This window comes from Campylobacter sp. P0103 (assembly GCF_002139545.1).
Lineage (GTDB): Bacteria > Campylobacterota > Campylobacteria > Campylobacterales > Campylobacteraceae > Campylobacter > Campylobacter devanensis.
Genome location: NZ_MJKG01000007.1, coordinates 10391 through 30797, shown reverse-complemented (window position 1 = coordinate 30797; position 20407 = coordinate 10391). Strand labels below are relative to the sequence as shown.

The 20407-nt window shown below is 33.4% G+C and carries 23 protein-coding genes; 3 read left to right on the top strand and 20 right to left on the bottom strand.

Features of this window, described 5'->3' with window-relative positions; genetic code table 11:
- Positions 1–3: 3 nt before the first annotated feature.
- Genes nspC through lpxB form a run of 14 tightly spaced genes read right to left on the bottom strand, consistent with a single transcriptional unit; the run spans position 4 to position 12919 of the window.
- Complete coding sequence (gene nspC / locus CIGNP103_RS07185) at positions 4–1137, bottom strand: carboxynorspermidine decarboxylase (protein ID WP_086268849.1); 1134 nt, start codon at positions 1135–1137, stop codon at positions 4–6.
- Between the two features lie 53 nt (positions 1138–1190).
- Positions 1191–1736, bottom strand: coding sequence for an aminoacyl-tRNA hydrolase (gene pth, locus CIGNP103_RS07180; protein WP_086268848.1), 546 nt, complete (start codon positions 1734–1736; stop codon positions 1191–1193).
- On the bottom strand, positions 1736–2272 hold the full coding sequence (locus tag CIGNP103_RS07175) for a 50S ribosomal protein L25/general stress protein Ctc (RefSeq protein ID WP_086268847.1): 537 nt from the start codon (positions 2270–2272) through the stop codon (positions 1736–1738). Before CIGNP103_RS07175 ends, pth begins: the two co-directional genes overlap by 1 nt.
- A gap of 57 nt (positions 2273–2329) precedes the next feature.
- A complete protein-coding gene (locus CIGNP103_RS07170; protein WP_086268846.1) occupies positions 2330–3310 on the bottom strand; it encodes a transaldolase in 981 nt (326 codons plus the stop codon).
- Positions 3311–3320: 10 nt separating this feature from the next.
- Positions 3321–3944: a phosphoserine phosphatase SerB gene (gene serB, locus CIGNP103_RS07165; RefSeq protein ID WP_086268845.1), complete on the bottom strand. Its 624-nt coding sequence runs from the start codon at positions 3942–3944 to the stop codon at positions 3321–3323.
- Between the two features lie 9 nt (positions 3945–3953).
- Positions 3954–4454 (bottom strand): chemotaxis protein CheW, encoded by a 501-nt coding sequence (locus CIGNP103_RS07160; RefSeq protein ID WP_086232868.1) that lies wholly within the window; start codon positions 4452–4454, stop codon positions 3954–3956.
- Between the two features lie 9 nt (positions 4455–4463).
- Entirely contained in the window at positions 4464–6824 is a 2361-nt protein-coding gene (locus tag CIGNP103_RS07155) for a hybrid sensor histidine kinase/response regulator (protein WP_086241737.1), read from the bottom strand.
- A 10-nt stretch (positions 6825–6834) separates the two neighbouring features.
- The gene (locus CIGNP103_RS07150) at positions 6835–7791 is read right to left on the bottom strand and encodes a chemotaxis protein (protein WP_086225514.1); all 957 of its coding nucleotides are present in this window, start codon (positions 7789–7791) and stop codon (positions 6835–6837) included.
- The gene (locus CIGNP103_RS07145) at positions 7784–8500 is read right to left on the bottom strand and encodes a UDP-2,3-diacylglucosamine diphosphatase (protein ID WP_086268844.1); all 717 of its coding nucleotides are present in this window, start codon (positions 8498–8500) and stop codon (positions 7784–7786) included. The genes CIGNP103_RS07150 and CIGNP103_RS07145 overlap by 8 nt, the downstream gene beginning before the upstream one ends.
- Positions 8497–9516 carry an N-acetyl-gamma-glutamyl-phosphate reductase gene (gene argC, locus CIGNP103_RS07140; RefSeq protein ID WP_086268843.1) on the bottom strand — a complete coding sequence of 340 codons (1020 nt, stop codon included), beginning with the start codon at positions 9514–9516 and terminating at the stop codon, positions 8497–8499. The genes CIGNP103_RS07145 and argC overlap by 4 nt, the downstream gene beginning before the upstream one ends.
- A gap of 1 nt (position 9517) precedes the next feature.
- Positions 9518–10270: a restriction endonuclease gene (locus CIGNP103_RS07135; RefSeq protein WP_086241740.1), complete on the bottom strand. Its 753-nt coding sequence runs from the start codon at positions 10268–10270 to the stop codon at positions 9518–9520.
- Complete coding sequence (locus CIGNP103_RS07130) at positions 10263–11366, bottom strand: DNA cytosine methyltransferase (RefSeq protein WP_086268862.1); 1104 nt, start codon at positions 11364–11366, stop codon at positions 10263–10265. The genes CIGNP103_RS07135 and CIGNP103_RS07130 overlap by 8 nt, the downstream gene beginning before the upstream one ends.
- Position 11367: 1 nt before the next feature.
- Entirely contained in the window at positions 11368–11853 is a 486-nt protein-coding gene (gene greA, locus CIGNP103_RS07125; protein ID WP_086241741.1) for a transcription elongation factor GreA, read from the bottom strand.
- A gap of 40 nt (positions 11854–11893) precedes the next feature.
- Positions 11894–12919: a lipid-A-disaccharide synthase gene (gene lpxB / locus CIGNP103_RS07120; RefSeq protein ID WP_086268842.1), complete on the bottom strand. Its 1026-nt coding sequence runs from the start codon at positions 12917–12919 to the stop codon at positions 11894–11896.
- A gap of 79 nt (positions 12920–12998) precedes the next feature.
- Between lpxB and surE the strand changes: the two genes are divergently transcribed.
- From surE to CIGNP103_RS07105, 3 genes are read left to right on the top strand one after another with little or no spacing between them, the layout of a single operon-like run.
- Positions 12999–13769, top strand: coding sequence for a 5'/3'-nucleotidase SurE (gene surE / locus CIGNP103_RS07115; RefSeq protein WP_086268841.1), 771 nt, complete (start codon positions 12999–13001; stop codon positions 13767–13769).
- Position 13770: 1 nt separating this feature from the next.
- Positions 13771–14409 (top strand): ThiF family adenylyltransferase, encoded by a 639-nt coding sequence (locus CIGNP103_RS07110; RefSeq protein WP_086268840.1) that lies wholly within the window; start codon positions 13771–13773, stop codon positions 14407–14409.
- The gene (locus tag CIGNP103_RS07105) at positions 14406–15287 is read left to right on the top strand and encodes a nuclease-related domain-containing protein (protein WP_180381807.1); all 882 of its coding nucleotides are present in this window, start codon (positions 14406–14408) and stop codon (positions 15285–15287) included. The genes CIGNP103_RS07110 and CIGNP103_RS07105 overlap by 4 nt, the downstream gene beginning before the upstream one ends.
- On the opposite strand, the gene CIGNP103_RS07100 is transcribed toward CIGNP103_RS07105, so the two are convergent.
- From CIGNP103_RS07100 to CIGNP103_RS07075, 6 genes are all read right to left on the bottom strand, one after another.
- Positions 15280–15702, bottom strand: coding sequence for a Sua5/YciO/YrdC/YwlC family protein (locus CIGNP103_RS07100; protein ID WP_086268839.1), 423 nt, complete (start codon positions 15700–15702; stop codon positions 15280–15282). The two genes, CIGNP103_RS07105 and CIGNP103_RS07100, sit on opposite strands and share 8 nt — an antisense overlap.
- 191 nt (positions 15703–15893) lie before the next feature.
- Positions 15894–16121 (bottom strand): acyl carrier protein, encoded by a 228-nt coding sequence (locus tag CIGNP103_RS07095; RefSeq protein WP_086233995.1) that lies wholly within the window; start codon positions 16119–16121, stop codon positions 15894–15896.
- 3 nt (positions 16122–16124) lie between these two features.
- Positions 16125–17225: a diaminopimelate decarboxylase family protein gene (locus CIGNP103_RS07090; RefSeq protein WP_086235046.1), complete on the bottom strand. Its 1101-nt coding sequence runs from the start codon at positions 17223–17225 to the stop codon at positions 16125–16127.
- Positions 17222–18688 (bottom strand): AMP-binding protein, encoded by a 1467-nt coding sequence (locus tag CIGNP103_RS07085; RefSeq protein ID WP_086268838.1) that lies wholly within the window; start codon positions 18686–18688, stop codon positions 17222–17224. The genes CIGNP103_RS07090 and CIGNP103_RS07085 overlap by 4 nt, the downstream gene beginning before the upstream one ends.
- Entirely contained in the window at positions 18685–19572 is an 888-nt protein-coding gene (locus tag CIGNP103_RS07080) for a hypothetical protein (RefSeq protein ID WP_086268837.1), read from the bottom strand. The genes CIGNP103_RS07085 and CIGNP103_RS07080 overlap by 4 nt, the downstream gene beginning before the upstream one ends.
- A 7-nt stretch (positions 19573–19579) precedes the next feature.
- Positions 19580–20407 (bottom strand): hypothetical protein (locus CIGNP103_RS07075; protein WP_180381806.1); only part of this gene is annotated, 828 nt, incomplete at its 5' end.

Genomic DNA, 20407 nt, shown 5'->3' with positions numbered 1-20407 from the left:
TACTTAGTTTCGTTTTGCATAATCATCATAACCAAATTCACGCCAAATAGCGACATTGCCACTCTCATCCATCATTGCCAAACTTGGAAGCTTAACGCCATTAAATGTGGTATTTTTAACTATTGTATAGTGAATTTGATCCTCAAAAATTACCCTATCGCCAATATCTATTGGCTTATCAAAGCTGTAAATTGGCTCACCAGCCTCAGCTCCTACTATATCACCAGCTAAGCAAGTCGCTCCACCAAATCTGTAACAAAATTTACCATCAACTCTCTCGCCTCTAATTTTTGGACGATATGGCATTAAAATCGTATCAGGCATATGACATTCAGCAGAGGCATCAATTATACAAGTTTTTTGCTCATTATCTACAATATCAAGCACACTTGCAATCAAAAACCCGCACTCCCAACCTACAGCTTCACCTGGTTCAATATAGACTTGTACACCATATTTTTGGGAAAAGTTTTTAATTAAATTTATTAATAGCTCTATATCGTATCCTGCTTTTGTAATGTGATGGCCTCCACCAAAGTTAATCCATTTCATATGTGGAATAATCTGACCAAATTGCTCTTCAAATGCTTTTAAAACAATCTCTAAGCTTTGAGCACTCTCCTCGCAAAGTGCGTGAAAATGCAATCCCTCAATTCCATCAAGCTCGCTAAATTCAAAGTTTGTTTTAGTAATGCCTAAACGAGAATATTTTCCACATGGATTATACATATCAGTTGGACTAGCTGAGACATTTGGATTGACACGTAAGCCTATGCTAGCTTTACTATTTTTAGCCTTAGCAGCAAATCTTCTCCACTGTGCAAAACTATTAAAAACAACATGATGGCTAATTGATAAAACTTCATCTATATCATCATCGCTAAAAGCTGGAGAATAGGTATGAATTTCTCTAAAACCATGCTCTTTAGCATATTTAGCTTCTATTAAACCACTACATGTAGCACCATTTAACATTTTAGAGACAAGTGGCATACCAGGGGAAAAAGCAAAGCCTTTAAGCGCACAAAGCACTTTACCTCCACTCTCCTTAGCAACATGACTAAGTATATTCAAATTTGACTTAAGTTTCGCCTCTTCACAAACATAGGCTGGAGTTTTAATATCTTCTAATTTCATGTTAATCCTAAATTTAATTTTGGTATTATATCAAATTTAGAATTAAGATAATTTTATGCTTTAAGTGTAAATTTAGATGAAATAGCTGCAATATCACCAGAATTTACTAAGGCTAAAACAGCTTCTTTAGCATGAGATAAAATTTTATTAAGTTGCGTCATCTCACTATTATCAAATTTACCCAAAACATAATCAATAACACTCTTATCACCACGCCCTATACCTATGCGAACCCTATCATAATTATTACCTATTAAAGAATCAATAGATTTGATTCCATTATGGCCACCACTACTTCCGCCATTTTTAAATCTCATCGCACCAAAAGCGATATCAAGATCATCATGGATAACAATAATTCGATTAGGTTTATAAAAATCATTTACAGCTTTTAAGGATTTGCCACTTGAATTCATATATGTGGATGGTTTAAGAAGGAGAAGTGAGCCATTTTTGTATAGCTCACCTTGAAATTTAGCCGAACTTACATCGCTATATCCACCATCTTTTAAGATTAGATCGATAAGCATAAATCCAACATTATGGCGAGTATTTTCATACTCTTTGCCAATGTTGCCAAGTCCGGCTATTAGAGTCATTACTTAGCTTTTACCACACCTAAGACAGCTACACGACCTGCATCGATGATGCGGACATTTTGTGGAGCCTCGATATCACGAACTAAGATAGTATCATCAATATCAAGTGGCGATACATCTACTTTAAAGCTATCTGGAAGGTCTTTGCCTTTACATTTAACTTTTAAGCGTTTTTTAGATTGTAGTAAAACACCTTTATTTTTGATACCTGCTGGAGTACCTACAGGGACAACTGGGACAAGGTATTTAGACTCAACTTCTGGTAAAACAACTTTTAAATCAACATGTTTTAAAATGCTTGTTACTGGGTGTTTTTGGTAATCTACAACCACAACATTATAGGTTTTACCACCTACGCTGACATCAAATTTCAAACCGCTTTTAGCCTTAACAGCTTTGATAAAATCATTTACTTTAAAAGCAGCATTGATATTTTCAATACCTTTTGCGTAAATGTTAGCGATTAGATAACCATCTCTCCTAAGAGCTTTCGTGCTTCTTTTGTCAATACTCTCTCTAACAATGCCTTCTAACATTATCTTTCCTTAAAATAAAATAAGCGGCAATTATAGCTAAAAAATCTAAATTTAAGCTTATGATAATGATGTCAAAATTTCATCAAAAGCCGCTACAAATGCTTCCAAGCCATCATCTAAAAGCTTAGCACAAACCTTATTATAATCCACTCCAGCTTCTTTAGCTTTAGTCATAAATGTATCTATCTCCTCGCTACTTGGTATAGGTTTTGGAGTAAATTCGCCACTTGCGATAAATGATTTAATAGTATCAAGTGGGGCTGTATTAATTGAATTTGGATACAAAAGTTCTTTAATATAATAATCTGCTGGAAGTTGATTGCTCTTTACTCCAGTACTTGCAAATAGTGTTCTTACATTTCTTTGGCCAGCATTTTGAATTTTGTTATAGATATTTGTAGCATTATAAATTCCAAATTTACCAGTCTCTTCAAGCTTTTCATCAAGTAGTCTATCAAACCTGCTTACAAACACGCTAATCACTCCTTGAGGAAGTGGAGTCTGCGTAAATTTTTTACTATATTTTTTAGTACCTTCTTTAAATGCGTCTAAACAATTTTGTGCTTGGTCTTTAGAGAAAATCAGTGTTGCATTTACATTAATTCCCTTTTTCATCAATTCACACATTGCATCAAATCCAGATGAAATAGCTGGAATTTTAATCATCACATTTGGCATCTTAATCGCATTATATAATCTTTTTCCCTCATCGATGATATCACTAGCTAAGATCAAATTTGGATCTACTTCAATACTTACAAAGCCATCGTTTCCAGCTGCATAATTAGCAAGCATTTTATGTGCTGCCATTTTAATATCGTTTGTAGCTAAAATTTCATATATCTTTTTTGCGCTTCTTTTGCTAAATTTGGCTTTTTGTTCACTATAGGCTTGTGAATTACAAATCGCCTCTTTAAATATACTTGGATTACTTGTAGCTCCATTGATTGTGTCATTTTGAATTAATTCTATAAATTCTGAATTTATAAAATCACGCTCTAAAAAATCACACCAAAGAGAAAAGTTAATATCTCTCATTTTCTACCTTTTATATAATTTTTTTAATCTCATTTAAATCTTTAATATCTATGATGTGAGTTGCTGCCTCTTTTAATATCTTATTTGCACAAAATGCAATACCAGTGCCAGCCTCTTTAAACATAGATAAATCGTTTGCTCCATCGCCTACGCAGGCAACCTCATCACTACTTAAACCTAGAAATTCTTTAAGCCTTTTAAGCATCTTGCCCTTAGAGTCACCAAACATCATCTCGCCACCGACATTACCAGTTAAAATACCATTTTTATGATGAAGCTCATTTGCAAAATTTAGATCAAAGCCAAGCTTTTTTTGTGCTGAATCAGTAGCAATATGAAACCCGCCACTAAATACAACTGTTTTGATATTTTTGGATTTTAAATATGAAATAATATCACTAGCACCGGTGATAAATGGCAAATTCGAAGCAATTTCTAAAACTTTATTAAGCTCTAATCCCTCAATTAGCCTAACTCTTTGTACTAAACTCTCATAAAAATCAAGCTCACCCGCCATAGCCCTAGCAGTAATTTCGCCAACTTCCTTATCTTTACCCATTGCGCTTGAGAGAATGGTGATAGTCTCACCATCCATTAGCGTAGAATCAAAATCAAAAACACAAAATTTTATCATGTAAAAACCTTAAAAATCACGCTTTAATAAAGATTCAACCTTTAATATCGTTAAGATATTATTATCTCTTTTGCCAATACCTTGTATCATTCCTTTATCTTTTGCCAAAGTTTCAGGTGGCTGGTCAATTTGATTAGTCTTTATTCTAATCGCTTCAGTTAGCCTATCTATAACAAACCCTGCGATATTCTCGTTATCTTGCATAACGATATATCTAGTATTTGGGGTCATTTTGCTAGGTTCTAGATTAAATCTAATTCTTAAATCTATTAAAGGAATTACACTACCTCTAAGATTAAACACACCAAGTACATATGGTGGAACGCTAGGTACTCTTGTATACTCGATTGGCTTAATAATCTCTTTGATATATAAAATTGGAATAGCAAATTCCTCTTCCCCAACGATAAAGCCTACAAGCTGTTCTATCTCTTCTCTATCTTTAGTATTTTCTGGTTCATTTATTTGCTGTTTTTGTCTTTGTAAAACCTCACCTAATCTATCGCTCATTTTACTTCCTTACACTAGCTTTATATTTTTTCTTACGACATTTTCTAGGTATTCTGGTGAGTATGGTTTGGTGATATACTCAGTCATACCTACTTCTACGCCTCTTAAGCGGTCGCTCTTGCTTGTTCTACTGGTAACGGCAATTAATGGCAGATTGCGATATTTAGAGTATTTTCTAATCTCGCCTGCTAGGGTATATCCATCCATTCTAGGCATTTCAATATCTATTAGCATCGCATCTATGCTGTGATCGCCTGATTTTACTATATTTAGTGCTTCTATACCATTTGTTGCCTCAATCACAGTTACGCCGATTGGTTCAAGCGATTTTTGCATAATTGTTCTATCCATCTTAGAGTCATCTACGATTAAGACTTTATAGTCACTTGGTTTTTCTTTTTTAGACATTTGTGCGCTTGATTCCATACTGGCTCTGATATCTACTTTAATCTCTTTAGCCATATCCATAATCATACCTACATCTACAATTAGAGTTACCTTACCATCGCCTCTAATTGTACCACCAGCAATTCCACGGATATTTTGCAAGTAGTTACCAAGTGATTTAATAACAATCTCCTCCTGGCCAATCAAGCTATCTACAATAATACCAAGCTTACTATCAGCTACATTGATTACAACTACATAGGTTTGATCGCCGCTTTCAAATACCTGCTTAACTCCAAACAGATCACCAAGTCTAACAAGACTAAGAACTTCATCACGAAGTCTAAGGACATTTTTACCTTCAATAGTGTAAATATTATCTACTGGAACTCTAACAGTCTCTTTAACACTTGCTAATGGTATAGCGTAGAATTCCTCTTGAGAGCCTACTAACAATGATTGGATAATAGCTAAAGTTAGTGGAATTTTGAGTTTCATTATCGTGCCTCTACCTACTTCGCTATCTATATCTATGATACCGTTTAGCTTTTCGATATTTGTCTTGACAACATCCATTCCCACGCCACGACCGCTGACATTTGTAACTTGCTTAGCCATAGAAAATCCAGGCTTAAATATAAGCGAAAATGCCTCTTTATCAGTCATGCTATCAACTTCTCTTTCTGTGATTAAGCCCCTTTCTAATGCTTTCATCTTAACAGCTAAAGCGTCAATTCCCTTACCATCATCTACTATTTCAACTACGATATGATTGCCTTCATTATAAGCTTTTAGTTGAATAATACCTTTTTCAGGTTTGCCAGCTGCTAATCTCTCTTTAGGACTTTCAATACCATGGTCACATGAATTTCTAATGATATGAACTAGCGGATCGCCAATCTCTTCTACGATTGATTTATCTAGCTCTGTCTCTTCGCCGCTTATTTCTAGATCAATTTGCTTACCTAATTCACGACTTAAATCACGCACCATTCTTGGGAATTTGTTAAATACTTTAGCAATTGGTAGCATTCTAGTCTTCATAACAGCTAACTGGATATCAGTTGTTACTAAACTTAATGCACTTACTACTTGATTTAACTCCTCAAGGAATTTTTCACCCTCATATCTCTCTTCTACATCATCATAAATTTTAAGAAGTCTATTTTTACCAAGAACTAGCTCACCGATTAAATTCATCAAGTTATCAAGTCGCTTCACCTCGACCCTAATAGTTTGTTCTACAGCTGAGGCGCTAGAATGAGCTGGAGCATTTGATTCTTTTGACTCTTTTTTAGGCGCTGGTTTAGCGGCTGGAGTTGGTACTGGTTCTGGTGCTGGGGTTGATTCAGGAGTTTGCACAGCTGATTGTTCGCTATTTTGTTTTTGCTTATCACGTCTAGCTTGATCTTCAGCTTTACGAACTTTAAGCAATCTCTCAATTTCAGCTTCTACTTCAGCTTCGCTTAAACTATTTACATCCACCTCTGGCTCTTGATCCATTGCTGATTGTGGCTCTAAATGACTATCTTGCTTAGATTGCGCCTCTTCTTGTGGCTGTGTAGATATATTATGATCAGCATTTGGATCTCTGCCTTCATTAATAGCAGTTAATCTATCGCATATATCAGATATATTCACACCCGCATCAACATCATTTCCACGCTCTCTAATGCTTCTTAAAAGCGCTTTCATCATATCTACTGATTCTAAAACAACATCCATAATATCTGGAGTTATCTTTAACTCTCCGTGGCGAGCTTTATTTAATACATCTTCCATATGGTGAGTAAGCTTTGTTAAAACATCAAAATTTAAAAATGACGAGCTACCTTTGACTGTATGAGCTACACGAAATATCCTATTTAATAATTCTAGATCCTCAGGATTAGCCTCTAACTCGACTAAATCATGGTCAATTTGCTCAATAAGCTCAAATGCCTCGACTAAAAAGTCTTCTAGTATCTCTTGCATATCATCCATAAATCACCTCTTAACTGATATATTTTTTGCGTGATTCAATCACTTTTGAAACAGCGGCATAAAATTCTGTAGCATTAAATTTAGTTAAGAACACATCACCGCCTGCATCCTTGCCATGAAGCTCACTAAATTCATTACTCAATGATGAGTTAAAGATAATAGGAATATTAGCAAATCTCTTATCATCTTTTACATTAGCTGCAAAGTGAAAACCATCCATCTGAGGCATCTCAACATCGCTGATAATAACACGTAGATTTTGTTCTAAGTCATTTTTATACATTGAGTAAAGATCTTCTAGCTTCTCAAGTCCTTCAACGCCATCTTTTGCCTCTACTACTCTTAAACCCATTTTTGTTAATGCATCACTAACTAAACGTCTAGCTGTAAGGCTATCATCTAAAATTAGTGCTACACCACTAAATTTATGTATCTCATTTACCTCAACTTCCATTTTTGGCTGATATATTCCTAGTTCTTCAACAATACTTTCTAAATCCAAAATAAGTAAAACATCATCATTTTCAATTCTTGTTACGCCTGTGATTTTAGATCTGTCTAAAGTTCCAGTTCCAGCACTTCCAGCAAAATTTGCTGGTTCAATATCTTTCCAGTTTATACGTCTAATTCTTTTAGCTTCATGAACAATAAAACCAATAAATATATTACTAAACTCAGCAATAATAACTCTAGGTTTTACAAAGGCCTCTTTAGGCTCTTCAATTTGCATCCATTTAGCAAGACTAATAACTGGAATAACTACGCCACGAAGGTCAAAAATCCCCTCAATATAATCGGGCGTGCCTGGTAGTTCGGTGAGATTTGGCATTTTGATTATCTCTTTTACTTTAGCAACATTGACACCGTAAATACCCTCGTATACAGTATCTTTGCCCTTTTTTAAGATGCGAAAATCAACAAGCTCCATCTCATTCGAACCCGTTTTTAAGATATTATCATCAAACATTTGGGCTCCTTATAAGTCGAAATTTAATTTCATCGGCGTATTCTACAATAAAATAACTACGCTCAGACGCAAAACAAGGTAAATTTATATAATCTTTTGAATTTATTTCAAATCTAACCCCTTGATGATAGTGTCCTTCAATTACAATATCACCTTGGTAATTAGCGATTTTTTGACTTATTAGCTCTTTGAAATTTGGTATTTTATAGGATAAATTCTTATCTTTTTGAGTAGATAAAATCCACTTAGATATCTTGTGATTTAAACTCTTATCTATAAAATCCATCAATTTTAAAAACCTATTATTTCTAAGAAATTTAAGTATATTTTGTGTAAAAAATCCCAAAAATATATCTCCATGAGCTATTGCTACACACTTATCATCAAGGGTAAAAATAGCTGGTTGAGACGAGATAGGATAGATTGTGATACCCTTAAAAACAGAGCTAAGATTAAAATCATGATTGCCTTCAAAATAGTGAATTTCACTCTTTTTAGCAAGCAAATTTAGCTCTTCGATCCACTCTTTATAAAATATTTGAGTATAGCGTGTGGAGCTTAGAAAATCAAATATATCACCAACCAAAAATATCTGTGGTGGCAGCGGCAAAGCGCCGCTATTAAAATTTTTAATAAGTTTTAAGAATTGAGATCTTTTAGCGTTTTCATGTGCATCAGCTATAAAAATCGCCCCATCTAAAATTCTCATATAGAATTCCCAATAATCGGCAAAGCCACCGCCTCATCTATCCCGAGCATTAAATTCGCATTTGCTAAAGCTTGAGATGAAGCGCCACGAAGAAGATTATCTATACTAGAATTTATCCAAATCTTGCCACTATTATTTATCGCAAAAATATCACAAAAATGCGTCCCAGCGACATCTTTGATACTAACAGGCTCACGCCTAATGCGTATAAATTTCTCATCTTGATAAAAATTTTCTAAAACGCTTATTGGGTCAATATCCTTAAATTCAGGCTTTAAAACCCCATAGCTACTAACTAGCATTCCACGACTAAGCGGGATTAAATGTGGCACAAACATTACATCAATATTGGTATTATGAGTTAAATTCAGATGCTCTTTAATCTCATCGCTATGCCTGTGAGTAAGTGGCGAATAGGCATTCATATTCTCATTTACGCTTATGAAATGGCTACTAGATTTTAGGCTCTTTCCAGCTCCGCTTAATCCGCTTTTAGCATCGATCATAACACCAAATTTAGGATCTAGCATATTGGCAAAAGGCAACAAACCCAAAAGCGAACAAGTAGGATAACACCCCGGATTAGCTACTAAATTTGCCTTTTTAATCCTATCTCTATTTATCTCCACTAGCCCATAAACGGCATCTTTTAATCCATCTTTATCCAAATGAGCGCAATAATTCTTCTCATAATTTTCTAAGCTCACACGATAATCAGCCGATAAATCTACGATTTTTATATCGCTTTTTCTTAGCTCTTTAGCGATTTTCATCCCTTCGCTATGTGGCAAAGCCAAAAATACTAAATCGCATCTAGCCTTGATTTCATCGGTATTTGCAGCTTCGATTGGCATATCAATAACACCTTTTAAACTAGTAAAGCTTTGAGCCAAATTCCCACTACCACTAGCCCCCGCATAGCAAAGCTCAAAATTTGGATGAGCCACTATCATTTTAACTAATTCAAGCCCCGTATAACCACTAATTCCAACTATCCCTACTCTGATCTTATCCATATCAACCTTCCATTATTTCATTAAATTTTGGTGGATTTTGGGTTAAAAGCCACTTAAAATAATTTTGTTCTATATTAAATACACTTTGCCCCTCCATCTGCTGCCTTGTGATCCAATTTAAATCATCATCGTAAATGCTAGAAATATCCACAAATGCTACCTGACCATTAAACAGATCAAAATGTAATAATATTGTTTTTTTATTATTTTCATAAAATAATCTTTTGGCTTCTCTTACTTTATGCTCTTTAATATCATTAATACCAACAAATCCACTTTGTATCTCGATGTGAAAGTCATTGATTCGCAAATCTGCGCTTGGCGTTCTTTTAAATGTATCTAAACTGCTAAAATCATCTCCTCCAATACAACTAATTTTTTCCATTTCAACCGAAAATATATCGCATAGAGAATTTTTAAAATATTCTACAACCAAATATCCACGAATCCAACTAAAATAGACTTCTTCTTTGCGTCTTCCTTGGTTATTTAATCTATCTATGATATTATTTTGTTTTAAGAGATTATAAACACCAAACAGATGTTTATCTAAAAATTTATCTATATCAATTTTATTAAAATAGATATTGTTTAACTTAATAAATATCTCGCACAAACGATGATTCAACAATTCTATATATCCAAAATCTATCTTTGGTTTTATATCTTTGGCCGATAAAAAATCCTTAAATAAAGCTTGATTATTAAAACCTAAAATCTTGCGATATTCCTTAAAATCAACCGAATTAAACATTAATATTATCCTTAAAATAATTTTCCACCGCCGTAGCAAGCGCAATGCTTAATAATGGCGGAACGGCATTTCCAATCTGCAATCTTTTATCTGTATTACTACCAAAAAATAAATAATCATCTGGAAAACTCTGCAATCTAGCCCCTTCTCTAATACTCATTGCTCTACTATCCCTAGGGTGAATACAGCGGGAGCTGCTCGGTGTAGAAAAATTCCTCGTGATGGTCGGTGCAGGTTTATTCCAAAACATCTTAGCATAGGTATTGCTGTATCCACTTTTAGGGCGAATCTCCGCTGGTAAATCATCTTTTGACTGACCATCTTTCAAAAATTGCATGATCTTGATTAAATTATTATTATTATTTGGACTTTCATGTTCGCTTAATTTTTTGCTAGTTCTTACAAATTGCAAAAATCTATTATTAGGATTAAATTTATATCCTAAATTATTGCCATTTTCTCCACTTTTTATACTTGGTAAATCATCTAACGCATCTTTTATACTGACAAAAGGCGATAGATTATCGCATTCAAAAAGAGTGGCATTTACCGGGTCATAATGCGTTGGAATAGGGAATTTAAATTCAGATTTATAACTATTTTTAATGCCTACTATAATAACCCTTTCTCTTATCTGCGGAACACCAAATTCCGCAGCATTTAAAATTTTAAAATTAATTCTATATCCTAAACTTTCAAATAACTTACAGATATCTTTAAACAAATTCCCTTTTTGCATAGATATTAAGCCAACTACATTTTCAAAAATAAACATACTTGGCTTGACAATTTCAATAATACGAAGATATTCTTTAAATAATTTTGCTCTATCATCCATCTTGCGTTTTCCAAGAGTTGAATAGCTTTGACAAGGAGGCCCTCCTAAAACTATATCAATAACACCAAATTCTGTTATATCCTCATAACTTAAATTTGCTATATCTTTACAAATTATATTCGTTGTGCTGTGATTTAATTTATATGCTTTAATTGCATTTTGGTCAATATCATTTGCCACCACAAGTTCGAAAAAACTATTATTTGCAAATCCAAAGCTCAGCCCACCAGCACCACAAAAAATATCCAAAATACGCAATCTATTCAAATTTAATTTCCCTATACTCTACGCTAACCACCTCTATCTCGCTTTTGCCATTTGGCAAGGTCAAAATCACCTCATCGCCTGCTTTTTTGCCGATTAATTGCTTGGCAATTGGTGTTGAAATAGAGATTAGCCCACGGCTAAGATCGCTCTCGGTTATCCCTACGATAGTGTATGTCGTCTCAACTTCGCTATCGATATCCATTATAGTTACAGTTGAGCCAAATTTAACCTTATCATGCTCATACTCACTAGGGTCAATTACCTTGGCTCTGCTTACTATATCGCTAAGTTCGGCTATGCGATTTTCTATAAAGGCTTGTTTCTCTCTAGCAGCGTGATACTCGGCGTTTTCTTTTAGGTCGCCGTGGCTTCTTGCTATATCTATCTCTTTTACTATCGCTGGTCTTTGGATTGTCTTTAGATCTTTTAATTCAGCTGTAATCTTCTCATAACCATAGATTGTCATTGGTTCTGTCATAGCTTTTCCTTTTAAATTTGATTTGGGATTTTATCCTATTTTATCTTAAAATCATATCAGTAACGCTCTTAGCGCTTCCGTGTTTTAGATACTCTCTTAGCTCCTTAGCGGCCTTTATAAATTTATTTTCGTTATAATTATTATAAGATTTGATTAAATTTTGGGCGTTGGCATCTTCTTGGATTAGCTCATCATGTAAAGGCTCTTTACCCATGAAATCAAATATTATATTTGCTAATCCAGCATATTTTAACTTCACAAGCTTTCTAGCAAGCCATATATCAATCGCTTTTGCCTTATAGCAAAGCACAAAAGGCACTCCTATCAAGGCCGCCTCCAAAGTCGCTGTCCCAGAGCAGATAAAGGCAAAATCGCTTTTTATCAATGCTTCTTTGGTATCATAAACAATCTCAAATTCGCCCACATCCCCATAATACTCTGCAATATTATTAGCCAAAAATGGCGGAATCACCAAAAGCTTTTTGCCATTAATGTTTTTAGCCACCTCTTTGTATAATGGCATTAAGCGACTTATCTCACTTCTTCTAGATCCTGGCATAAATGATATTATAGAGTTTTTCTTATAAGAATTTTTTTGTATATCTATCTCATCTAAGAGTGGATGGCCTACATATTGGCTTCTATGATAAAATTTACTATCAAAAGGCAAAATAGATGCCAAAGTATCGCAATATCTCTCTACCTTAGCTACTCGCTTTGGCTTCCACGCCCAAACCTGTGGCAAGATATAGTATATTATCTCACATTTTAAATTCGCCTCTTTTATCGCTTTTGCCAAAGGCAGGTTAAAAGCTGGGCTATCTATTAGCAAAACCTTATCGCAAGTTTTAGCTAGCTCCACCATCTGTTTTAACGCTCTTTTGGCCTTAAATATCAGTGGCAAAATCTCCACAAACCCCATAGCACTAAACTCCTTACTATCATAAAGAGCAGCACCAAATCTCTTATCAAAAATCCCGCAAATCTCCACCCCATCAAGATGAGTTAAAATCTCTTTAAGGTGTAAATTTGCCGATGCTTCTAGCGATGAAACTAAAATTTTCATAATTTCCCTTTTAAATTTAGCTCAAATTATAGCTAACAATTTAAAAATTATAGGTAAAATTCATCAAAAAAGGATATAAGTGAAAGAGATTTTAATAACAAACGATGATGGCTTTGAAGCAGCTGGGATACTGGCTTTGCGTGATGCACTTAGCCAAATAGCTAATGTAGTAGTAGTCGCCCCAAGTAGCGAAAAATCAGCTTGTTCGCACTCTATAACTCTTACTCGCCCACTTAGATTTATTCAGCTTGATGATGGATTTTTCAAACTTGATGATGCTACGCCTAGTGATTGTATCTATCTTGCGCTTGAGACAATGTATAAAAATAAAAAGCCTGATCTTATAATAAGCGGGATAAATCACGGCGCAAATGTAGGCGAAGATATCACCTATTCAGGCACTTGCGGTGGTGCTATGGAGGGGACACTTCAAGGGGTTTACTCTATTGCGGTTTCGCAACTATATAAAAATGATAGTTTGGATAAATTTGGATTTAGCTTAGCTTGTGAAGTTACTTTAGATTTAGTCAAAAATATATTTGAAAATGGCTATCCATTAAGCGGTAGAGAGTTTTTAAATTTAAATATCCCAGCTGTGCCAAAAAGCGAATATAAAGGGCTAAAAATCGTCCCCACAGGTCAGCAAAGCTACAATACAAACGCCCAAATCCATCGCAATCCAAGAGGGCTAGAGTACTACTGGCTAGGGACACCGGGGATTAGATATGCTGCTAATTTAGGCTATGAGTGCGATATATCGGCACTTGATGAAAACTACGCTAGTCTAACGCCAATTAAGCTTGATATGACCGCTCATAAAAGCATAGAAACTATAAAAAATTGGATTTAAAATGGTTGATAGATTTACTAGAAGTCGCTGGATTTTTGGCGATAAATTTCAAAAACTCCAAAGCTCAAAGGTGCTCGTATGTGGTTGTGGTGGTGTAGGTGGCGTGTGTATCGATGCGCTTTATCGTAGCGGCGTTGGACATATAACGGCGATTGATTGCGATAAATTTGATATTACAAACCAAAATCGCCAAATAGGTAGTGAAAATATCGGTGAGTATAAAGCAGATGTATTTGCTAGATTATATCCTGATTTAAAGACACTAAATTTAAAGCTAACCCCTAGCGTGATAAACGAATTTGATTTTAGTGAGTTTGACCTTATAATAGATTGTATCGATGATATCCCTGCCAAAGTAGCAATAGCCAAAATTTGCTCCAAAAGACTGCTTAGCTCAATGGGTGGCGCTAAAAGGCTAGATCCAACAAAAATAAAAGTCGCAAGTATCTGGAAAACTACAAATGATCCATTTGCTAGAAAAATAAGATATGAGCTTAAAAAAGCTGGATTTAAGGGTGATTATAAGGTGGTATTTTCTACTGAAGCACCAAATTGCGTGAATTTAGGAAGTTTTATAGGCGTAACTGCTAGTTTTGGACTAAATTTAGCTAGTTTAGCTGTAAATAGGCTGATTAAATGATAAAAAACTTTTGGCAAAATTATAAGCTTATCTCAAGCCCAAGCATAACTTTGCCAAATATGGCTAGTCGTGCTGGGAGTATAGCTGAGAGTGAATTTTTCGATACAATTAGCCAAATTAAAGGGCTAAATATCTACAAAAATAAACGTGTCAAAGATAGCCAATCTGGATTACATGAGATTGATTTTATCATTGTAGATGGGCTTAATATCTATCTTATAGAGTTTAAGCACTGGGTTGGAAATATCGATATTAAAGGCGATGAGTGGATACAAACTACCAAAAATCGCACCACGCTTCATCAAGATCCATTTGCTAAACTGATTAAAAATACTCAAATTTTTAAAGATTATCTCCAAAATAAAGAGGTTGATTTAAGTAAATTTAATATTTTAAGCTTTGTTGTTTTTGACAAAACTAGAATCAATCTATCAAGACAAATTCTCAAAAATAAGCAGATTATTACCAAACATAATTTTTTGAAATTTATAAATAAAAATCGTAGCAAAACTCGCCCCGATATAATCGAAGAAGATAAGCTTAAGCAGATATTAAGCTCTATGACGATCTGGTCAAGGCTGCATTTATATGGTGGTGAGATCTTAACAGGTTCGATTAGGTATTTTTTGATTGGTAGTAAAAAGAAAAAATTGCCAAAGCATTTTAGAGTAAATTTAGATCTAAACTGGCAAAGAAACAACACAATAAGCTTTATCAACGCACTATTTGGCAGACGAAAAAAGCTCAAAATCAAATCCAAAATTTACAAAATCCGCCCAAATGATAGCATAGGATTTATAAAAGCTGGGGAATTTGAGATTAAGCATATTCAATTTGGCCTTATAGAAAAGATCGTAAAAGATGATGAGATCATCTAATCTTTTTGATATTGGTTTTTGAAATTTTGTAGATTTTTGAGGCTGGGGCTGGGGTGAATTTCGTATCTATAATTATATCCGCATTAGCCACCGCAAATTCGATATCAAATCCCTTTTTATGAGGGTTTGCGCTAGTAGAATATGCCCATCCTAACTTATCTAGTAACTTAGCGTGTGGATGATCTTTTACCACTCTTATAGCTTGTGAATTTGGGTAGATAAATGTTATTTTTTTGGTGCGGCGGATTAAATTTTTATATTTTTTAGGCGCTCTTGAAAGCTCTTTTAATGCGCTAAATTTACTTACACAGATCAAGCAAGGCTGATTTAAAGGGCGATTTTTAAGCCTGTTTAACTCTTCTAAGTTTTGGCTTAAAAATCCAGCCGTGGTATCAGTCTGAGCTAAATAGATCATAAAAGCCCTATCCTAGCCCCAAAATCAGCCACGCCATTATAATCAGTAGCAATAGCGATAAAATCAATATCCCTACTCATAACCTCATCTAACTTGATACTAAATTTAACCATCCAAACGCCTATAAAGTTTGATTTATTAGCGTAATTTTATTTAAAAATTTTAAATTTCTAGTTTTTGATTAGATAAATTTAGCTATTTTGTATGCTTTTTATCATCTCCATTATGCTTTGTGCTGATTTGAAATTCTCATTTTTAATCTCAGATGGCGGAATCTCTATACCAAAAGTCTCTTCGATCTCAGAGATAGCATCAACAATATCAAATGAGCTAAATAGACCATCATCGACCAAATTTTTCTCATTTTCGTAGTCAATTTGGTCATTAACCCTTTTTAACGCCTCAATTAGTTTTGTCATTTTTTATCCTTTCATATTAAGATTGTATGTATTTTTTGGTTCTCTAATTAATTCAAATTTACCATTTTCATACATATAAATGCTAGGTAAATCCCTACTTAAAAATAGATAACTCGCCTCTGTACTACTATAAGCACCTGTATTCAAAAAGCATAAAATATCGCCAATTTTTAGCTCATTAAGCTCCGCACTTCTAGTTATAACATCATTTGTGCTACAAATAGGACCACATAGAGTGTAAGCTTTGATTAAATTTTTATCGCTGGAATTTAAAATTATAGGATTTTTCATCCCCATCATTTGACCATAATAATTTAAATGATTCATTCCACCATCTAAAATAGCATAATTTACATTTTGACTAGTTTTGACATCCCCTACCTTACTAGCGTAAAATCCGCATTTAGCGACCAAATACCGCCCAAGTTCTACGCAAACTGGAATTTTAAAACTCTCAAGATCATTTTTTAAAGTTTCTAAATTTACACTATCTTTTTCTCCATCAAAATACGCCACACCAAGCCCAGCGCCATACTCAAGCTCTTTAAATTTATATTTACTTAAAAACTTACTCAATCTATCAATATCAAAATGCCGTTTTTTATCTCTGAAAGTTCCCGCAAAATAGTGAAGTCCCAAAATATCTAAACTATCATCTTTTAAAATCTCAAAAATCAAATTCTCATCGATACCAAATTGATTATCACTACTTAATCTTAAGAAAATACCAACACTTTTATCTAAATTTTTTATCATCTCTAATTGCGATTGACTCTCTATATTAAATAGCCTTACTCCGTATTCTAGTGCTGATTTTACGCCATCTAGGCTTTTTAAAACTCCTGTATAAAAAATCTTTTTAGCTGGAATTTTATAAGCTTTACAAATTTCAAATTCCCCCTCGCTACACACTTCAATGCGCTCCACAAAAGGCTCTACAATGCCTACTAAAAGAGGATTTGCCTTCATCGCATAGCAGAGTTTAAAAGGCCAAAGAGCATTTTTGACCATATTTAAATGCTCTTTTAAAATATCTATATCAAAGACAAAAGCCGGGCTATTTAGACTAGAATTTATATAGTTATGAGCCGTTTTTTCTATCATTTCATCTCCTTTAATGCATTTCTATCAATTTTCCCATTTTTATTTATTGGCATATTTTTTAGATAAATTAGCTTATTTGGTATCATATAAAATGGCAAATTCTCTCTTAAAAACTCGCTTAACTCGCTCGTCTTATCACTCCCACTATAATAGACATTAAGTTTATCATTTTCATAAATCGCACACACCATCTCTACGCCATTTAATTTGTGTGCCATTTTTTCTATCTCGCCTAGTTCTATCCTATGTCCCATTCGTTTGATTTGGTGGTCTTTTCTGCCTTTAAAATGTAAAAGATTATTCTCATCCAGATAGCCTAAATCACCAGTTTTATAGTATCTCTGTCCTAATTCATTGGCGCAAAATACGCTATTATCACCACCCAAATATCCAAGCCCTACGCAAATTCCACTTACACAAATTTGCCCAACTATATTAGTTTCTATGATAAGCTTATCATTTTCATCGATTAAAAATACAAGACGATTAGCAAAAGCCTTACCTATAATATCAAGCCCATTTTCAAATTCATCCCCACTAAGAGTATGATAAGTAGCATTACAAGTAATCTCACTTGGCCCATAAACATTGATAAATTCAGTATTGTCCAAATAAGAACTAAGTCTAGCTATATGCTTTGCTGGCATAATCTCGCCACTATAAATTATCTTTCTTAAATTTGGTTTTTTGTAGCTAAGGGCTTTCATCACACTTAAAAACACAAGCGCAGAAACAGCCCAAATCAGCACAGTGCTATCCTCTATAAAATCCATTAAATTATTAGCATTTGTAAAATACTCTCTTGGGATTAATAAGCATGAAGCACCTAAAAATAGAGTGCTATAAATATCTTTTACACTCACATCAAAGTCAAATGGCGCTTGATTTGCAAAGATATCGCTAGATTTTAGCCCCAAAGTATCACAAAATATAGGGATAAAGTCAATCACACTAGCATGGCTGATTAATACCCCTTTTGGGATGCCGGTGCTACCACTAGTAAAATTACAATACAAAGGATTTGTGCTAATATGCCTATCTCTTATGATTTTTAAGATATTCTCATTTATGCTTGAATTTAAAATTTCGCTTATCTTAAAGACTTTTATATTTCTAAACAGCTCTTTTGTCTCATTATATATTTCATTATCACAAATAATAACGCTTGGATTTAAAATTTCACGCATTGCGTTTTTTCTTACATTTGGCAAACTAGGCTCAATCACACTATAAAAGCACCCCGCTTGAACAGCCCCAAGCATAGCGCACAAGCTAAGACAAGATTTTTTAGCATGTATTGCTACTGCGCCATTTGCTTTAAAACTAGCAAGTGATGAGCCGATTTTTTTAGAATTTTCTAAAAGCTCTTTAAAGCTAAGCAAGTTATTATAGCCATCTTTAAAAGCTATTTTATCAGGATTATTTTCGGCTTGATTTTCTAAGAATTCTAAGATATTAGTCATTTATTATCCTTTGTAAAAGATATCTCTTTTTCTTGTGCTAAAAGCTCAAATATCTCATTTAATGAGCGTAAATTTCCATTTTTTACCACGCTAGATATTTCATTAGCTATTTTGTTTAATTCGATTTCATCATCTCTCAAACCAAAGTAATCAGGTATAGTCAGAATAAGCCGTTTTTTAAATTTATTCATATTTTCTATATCTATATTTGACAAAGTAAAAGGTATTAAAGAAAAATGCGAACTAATATCTAAAAAATTCACCTTTACATTTGAAAATTCTACCAATCTTAATGCTTCTTTGCTATCTACTATTTCATTTTTACCAGCGATAATATATATTTTTAAATTTTCATTTTTTTCTTTTAATATCTCTTTTAGATTTCCATATTTTTTGAGATTTTTCAAAATTTCGTTATTTTCTTCGGCAAATTTTAAAAGTGATAAGTAATCATAACTAATTTTAGAATTTTCTAAAACAAAATTATTTTTTGGATATAAAAGTGTTTGTGCTGAAAAAACAAGAGCATTAAAATTAACACTTCTTAGTTGTTTAGAGAGTAAAATACCATACAAGCAACTAGCAAATCCACCCTTAGAAGTGCCAATTAAAATGATATTTGTATAGTTATGCTCTTTGATTATCATATATATAAATGAATTTATTGCTTCAACATTGGATAGATAATATACATTAGACTCACAAGCCAAATAGAGCACATCAAAATTATCTATATATTTATATAATGAAAAAGCCTCCTTTATAAATGAAAAACTTATAATCAAACTATTTTTGTAATCTGAATTTAAGCACTTTTTGTGTAATTCTGCTTTATAAAACTTTGGCATATCATAAATGATTTTTTCTATATCTCTTTTTAACATTTTATCTCTACTTATAAAGTGAAGTTATTTTACCGGTGGTGATGAGCTCATCTATAAGTATATTTAAATTTTGAAGACTTTTACCATCTTGATAAAATATTGTATTTACGATTTCTACTGCTTTGTTATTATCTTCATCGATTTTCTCAGCCCCTTGGTGTCTGCGCACTAGATTAAGCATTTTTTTATTATCATCAACATATTTGTGATCCAAAAACATCATAAAAGTAACTTGATGGATGTGTGTTTTTATATCATCAAAAATTTTAAGATATTTACAATCACTAAATGATTGTGCGTTTTTATAATCTCGTTCATTAAATTTACCTATAATTACATAAATAAAAAGATTTTGCCTAGGAAGTTGAAGTTTGTGTTTAAGCACATCTACTGGACCATATTTTCTTATATTTTCTATATTTTCTTTGATATGAGTATCTGAAATATTATAGATTTTTTCTGAATGATCAGAGGCTGGAGCACAAGCTATAGTATAAAACTGAGTAAAAGCACATTTACCTGACAAAATTTGAGAATAAAGCAAAGCCGCCCGCCCAGTAGAAGAGCCGCCAAATATGATAACCCTAGTATATCCAAATTCTCTAATTCTCTCAATTAGATAATTTACCAACTCATCAATATGATGAAGAAAGTTAAAATTTCCATAACCACATTTAGATTTTAAAAATGTGTTTATATATTCAGAAGTATATTTTATATCAATAAAATTAGATTTAAAATAACTACCACCACTCCAAAAGCCACCTTGTGAAAGAACAATAACAAGCGTATCTTTATAAAATGGATCAGCTGATTTTTTATAAATCATCTCATA

Coding starts and splice junctions, on each gene's coding strand:
- CIGNP103_RS07175 (WP_086268847.1), bottom strand. CDS start 2,272: ATGTTAGAAGGCATTGTTAGAGAGAGTATTGACAAAAGAAGCACGAAA.
- argC (WP_086268843.1), bottom strand. CDS start 9,516: ATGGATAAGATCAGAGTAGGGATAGTTGGAATTAGTGGTTATACGGGG.
- CIGNP103_RS07080 (WP_086268837.1), bottom strand. CDS start 19,572: ATGTTAAAAAGAGATATAGAAAAAATCATTTATGATATGCCAAAGTTT.
- CIGNP103_RS07160 (WP_086232868.1), bottom strand. CDS start 4,454: ATGAGCGATAGATTAGGTGAGGTTTTACAAAGACAAAAACAGCAAATA.
- CIGNP103_RS07105 (WP_180381807.1), top strand. CDS start 14,406: ATGATAAAAAACTTTTGGCAAAATTATAAGCTTATCTCAAGCCCAAGC.
- CIGNP103_RS07110 (WP_086268840.1), top strand. CDS start 13,771: ATGGTTGATAGATTTACTAGAAGTCGCTGGATTTTTGGCGATAAATTT.
- CIGNP103_RS07150 (WP_086225514.1), bottom strand. CDS start 7,791: ATGTTTGATGATAATATCTTAAAAACGGGTTCGAATGAGATGGAGCTT.
- CIGNP103_RS07090 (WP_086235046.1), bottom strand. CDS start 17,225: ATGATAGAAAAAACGGCTCATAACTATATAAATTCTAGTCTAAATAGC.
- CIGNP103_RS07170 (WP_086268846.1), bottom strand. CDS start 3,310: ATGAGAGATATTAACTTTTCTCTTTGGTGTGATTTTTTAGAGCGTGAT.
- lpxB (WP_086268842.1), bottom strand. CDS start 12,919: ATGAAAATTTTAGTTTCATCGCTAGAAGCATCGGCAAATTTACACCTT.
- CIGNP103_RS07145 (WP_086268844.1), bottom strand. CDS start 8,500: ATGAGAATTTTAGATGGGGCGATTTTTATAGCTGATGCACATGAAAAC.
- CIGNP103_RS07135 (WP_086241740.1), bottom strand. CDS start 10,270: ATGTTTAATTCGGTTGATTTTAAGGAATATCGCAAGATTTTAGGTTTT.
- CIGNP103_RS07155 (WP_086241737.1), bottom strand. CDS start 6,824: ATGGATGATATGCAAGAGATACTAGAAGACTTTTTAGTCGAGGCATTT.
- CIGNP103_RS07095 (WP_086233995.1), bottom strand. CDS start 16,121: ATGACAAAACTAATTGAGGCGTTAAAAAGGGTTAATGACCAAATTGAC.
- nspC (WP_086268849.1), bottom strand. CDS start 1,137: ATGAAATTAGAAGATATTAAAACTCCAGCCTATGTTTGTGAAGAGGCG.
- serB (WP_086268845.1), bottom strand. CDS start 3,944: ATGATAAAATTTTGTGTTTTTGATTTTGATTCTACGCTAATGGATGGT.
- pth (WP_086268848.1), bottom strand. CDS start 1,736: ATGACTCTAATAGCCGGACTTGGCAACATTGGCAAAGAGTATGAAAAT.
- CIGNP103_RS07100 (WP_086268839.1), bottom strand. CDS start 15,702: ATGATCTATTTAGCTCAGACTGATACCACGGCTGGATTTTTAAGCCAA.
- greA (WP_086241741.1), bottom strand. CDS start 11,853: ATGACAGAACCAATGACAATCTATGGTTATGAGAAGATTACAGCTGAA.
- CIGNP103_RS07085 (WP_086268838.1), bottom strand. CDS start 18,688: ATGACTAATATCTTAGAATTCTTAGAAAATCAAGCCGAAAATAATCCT.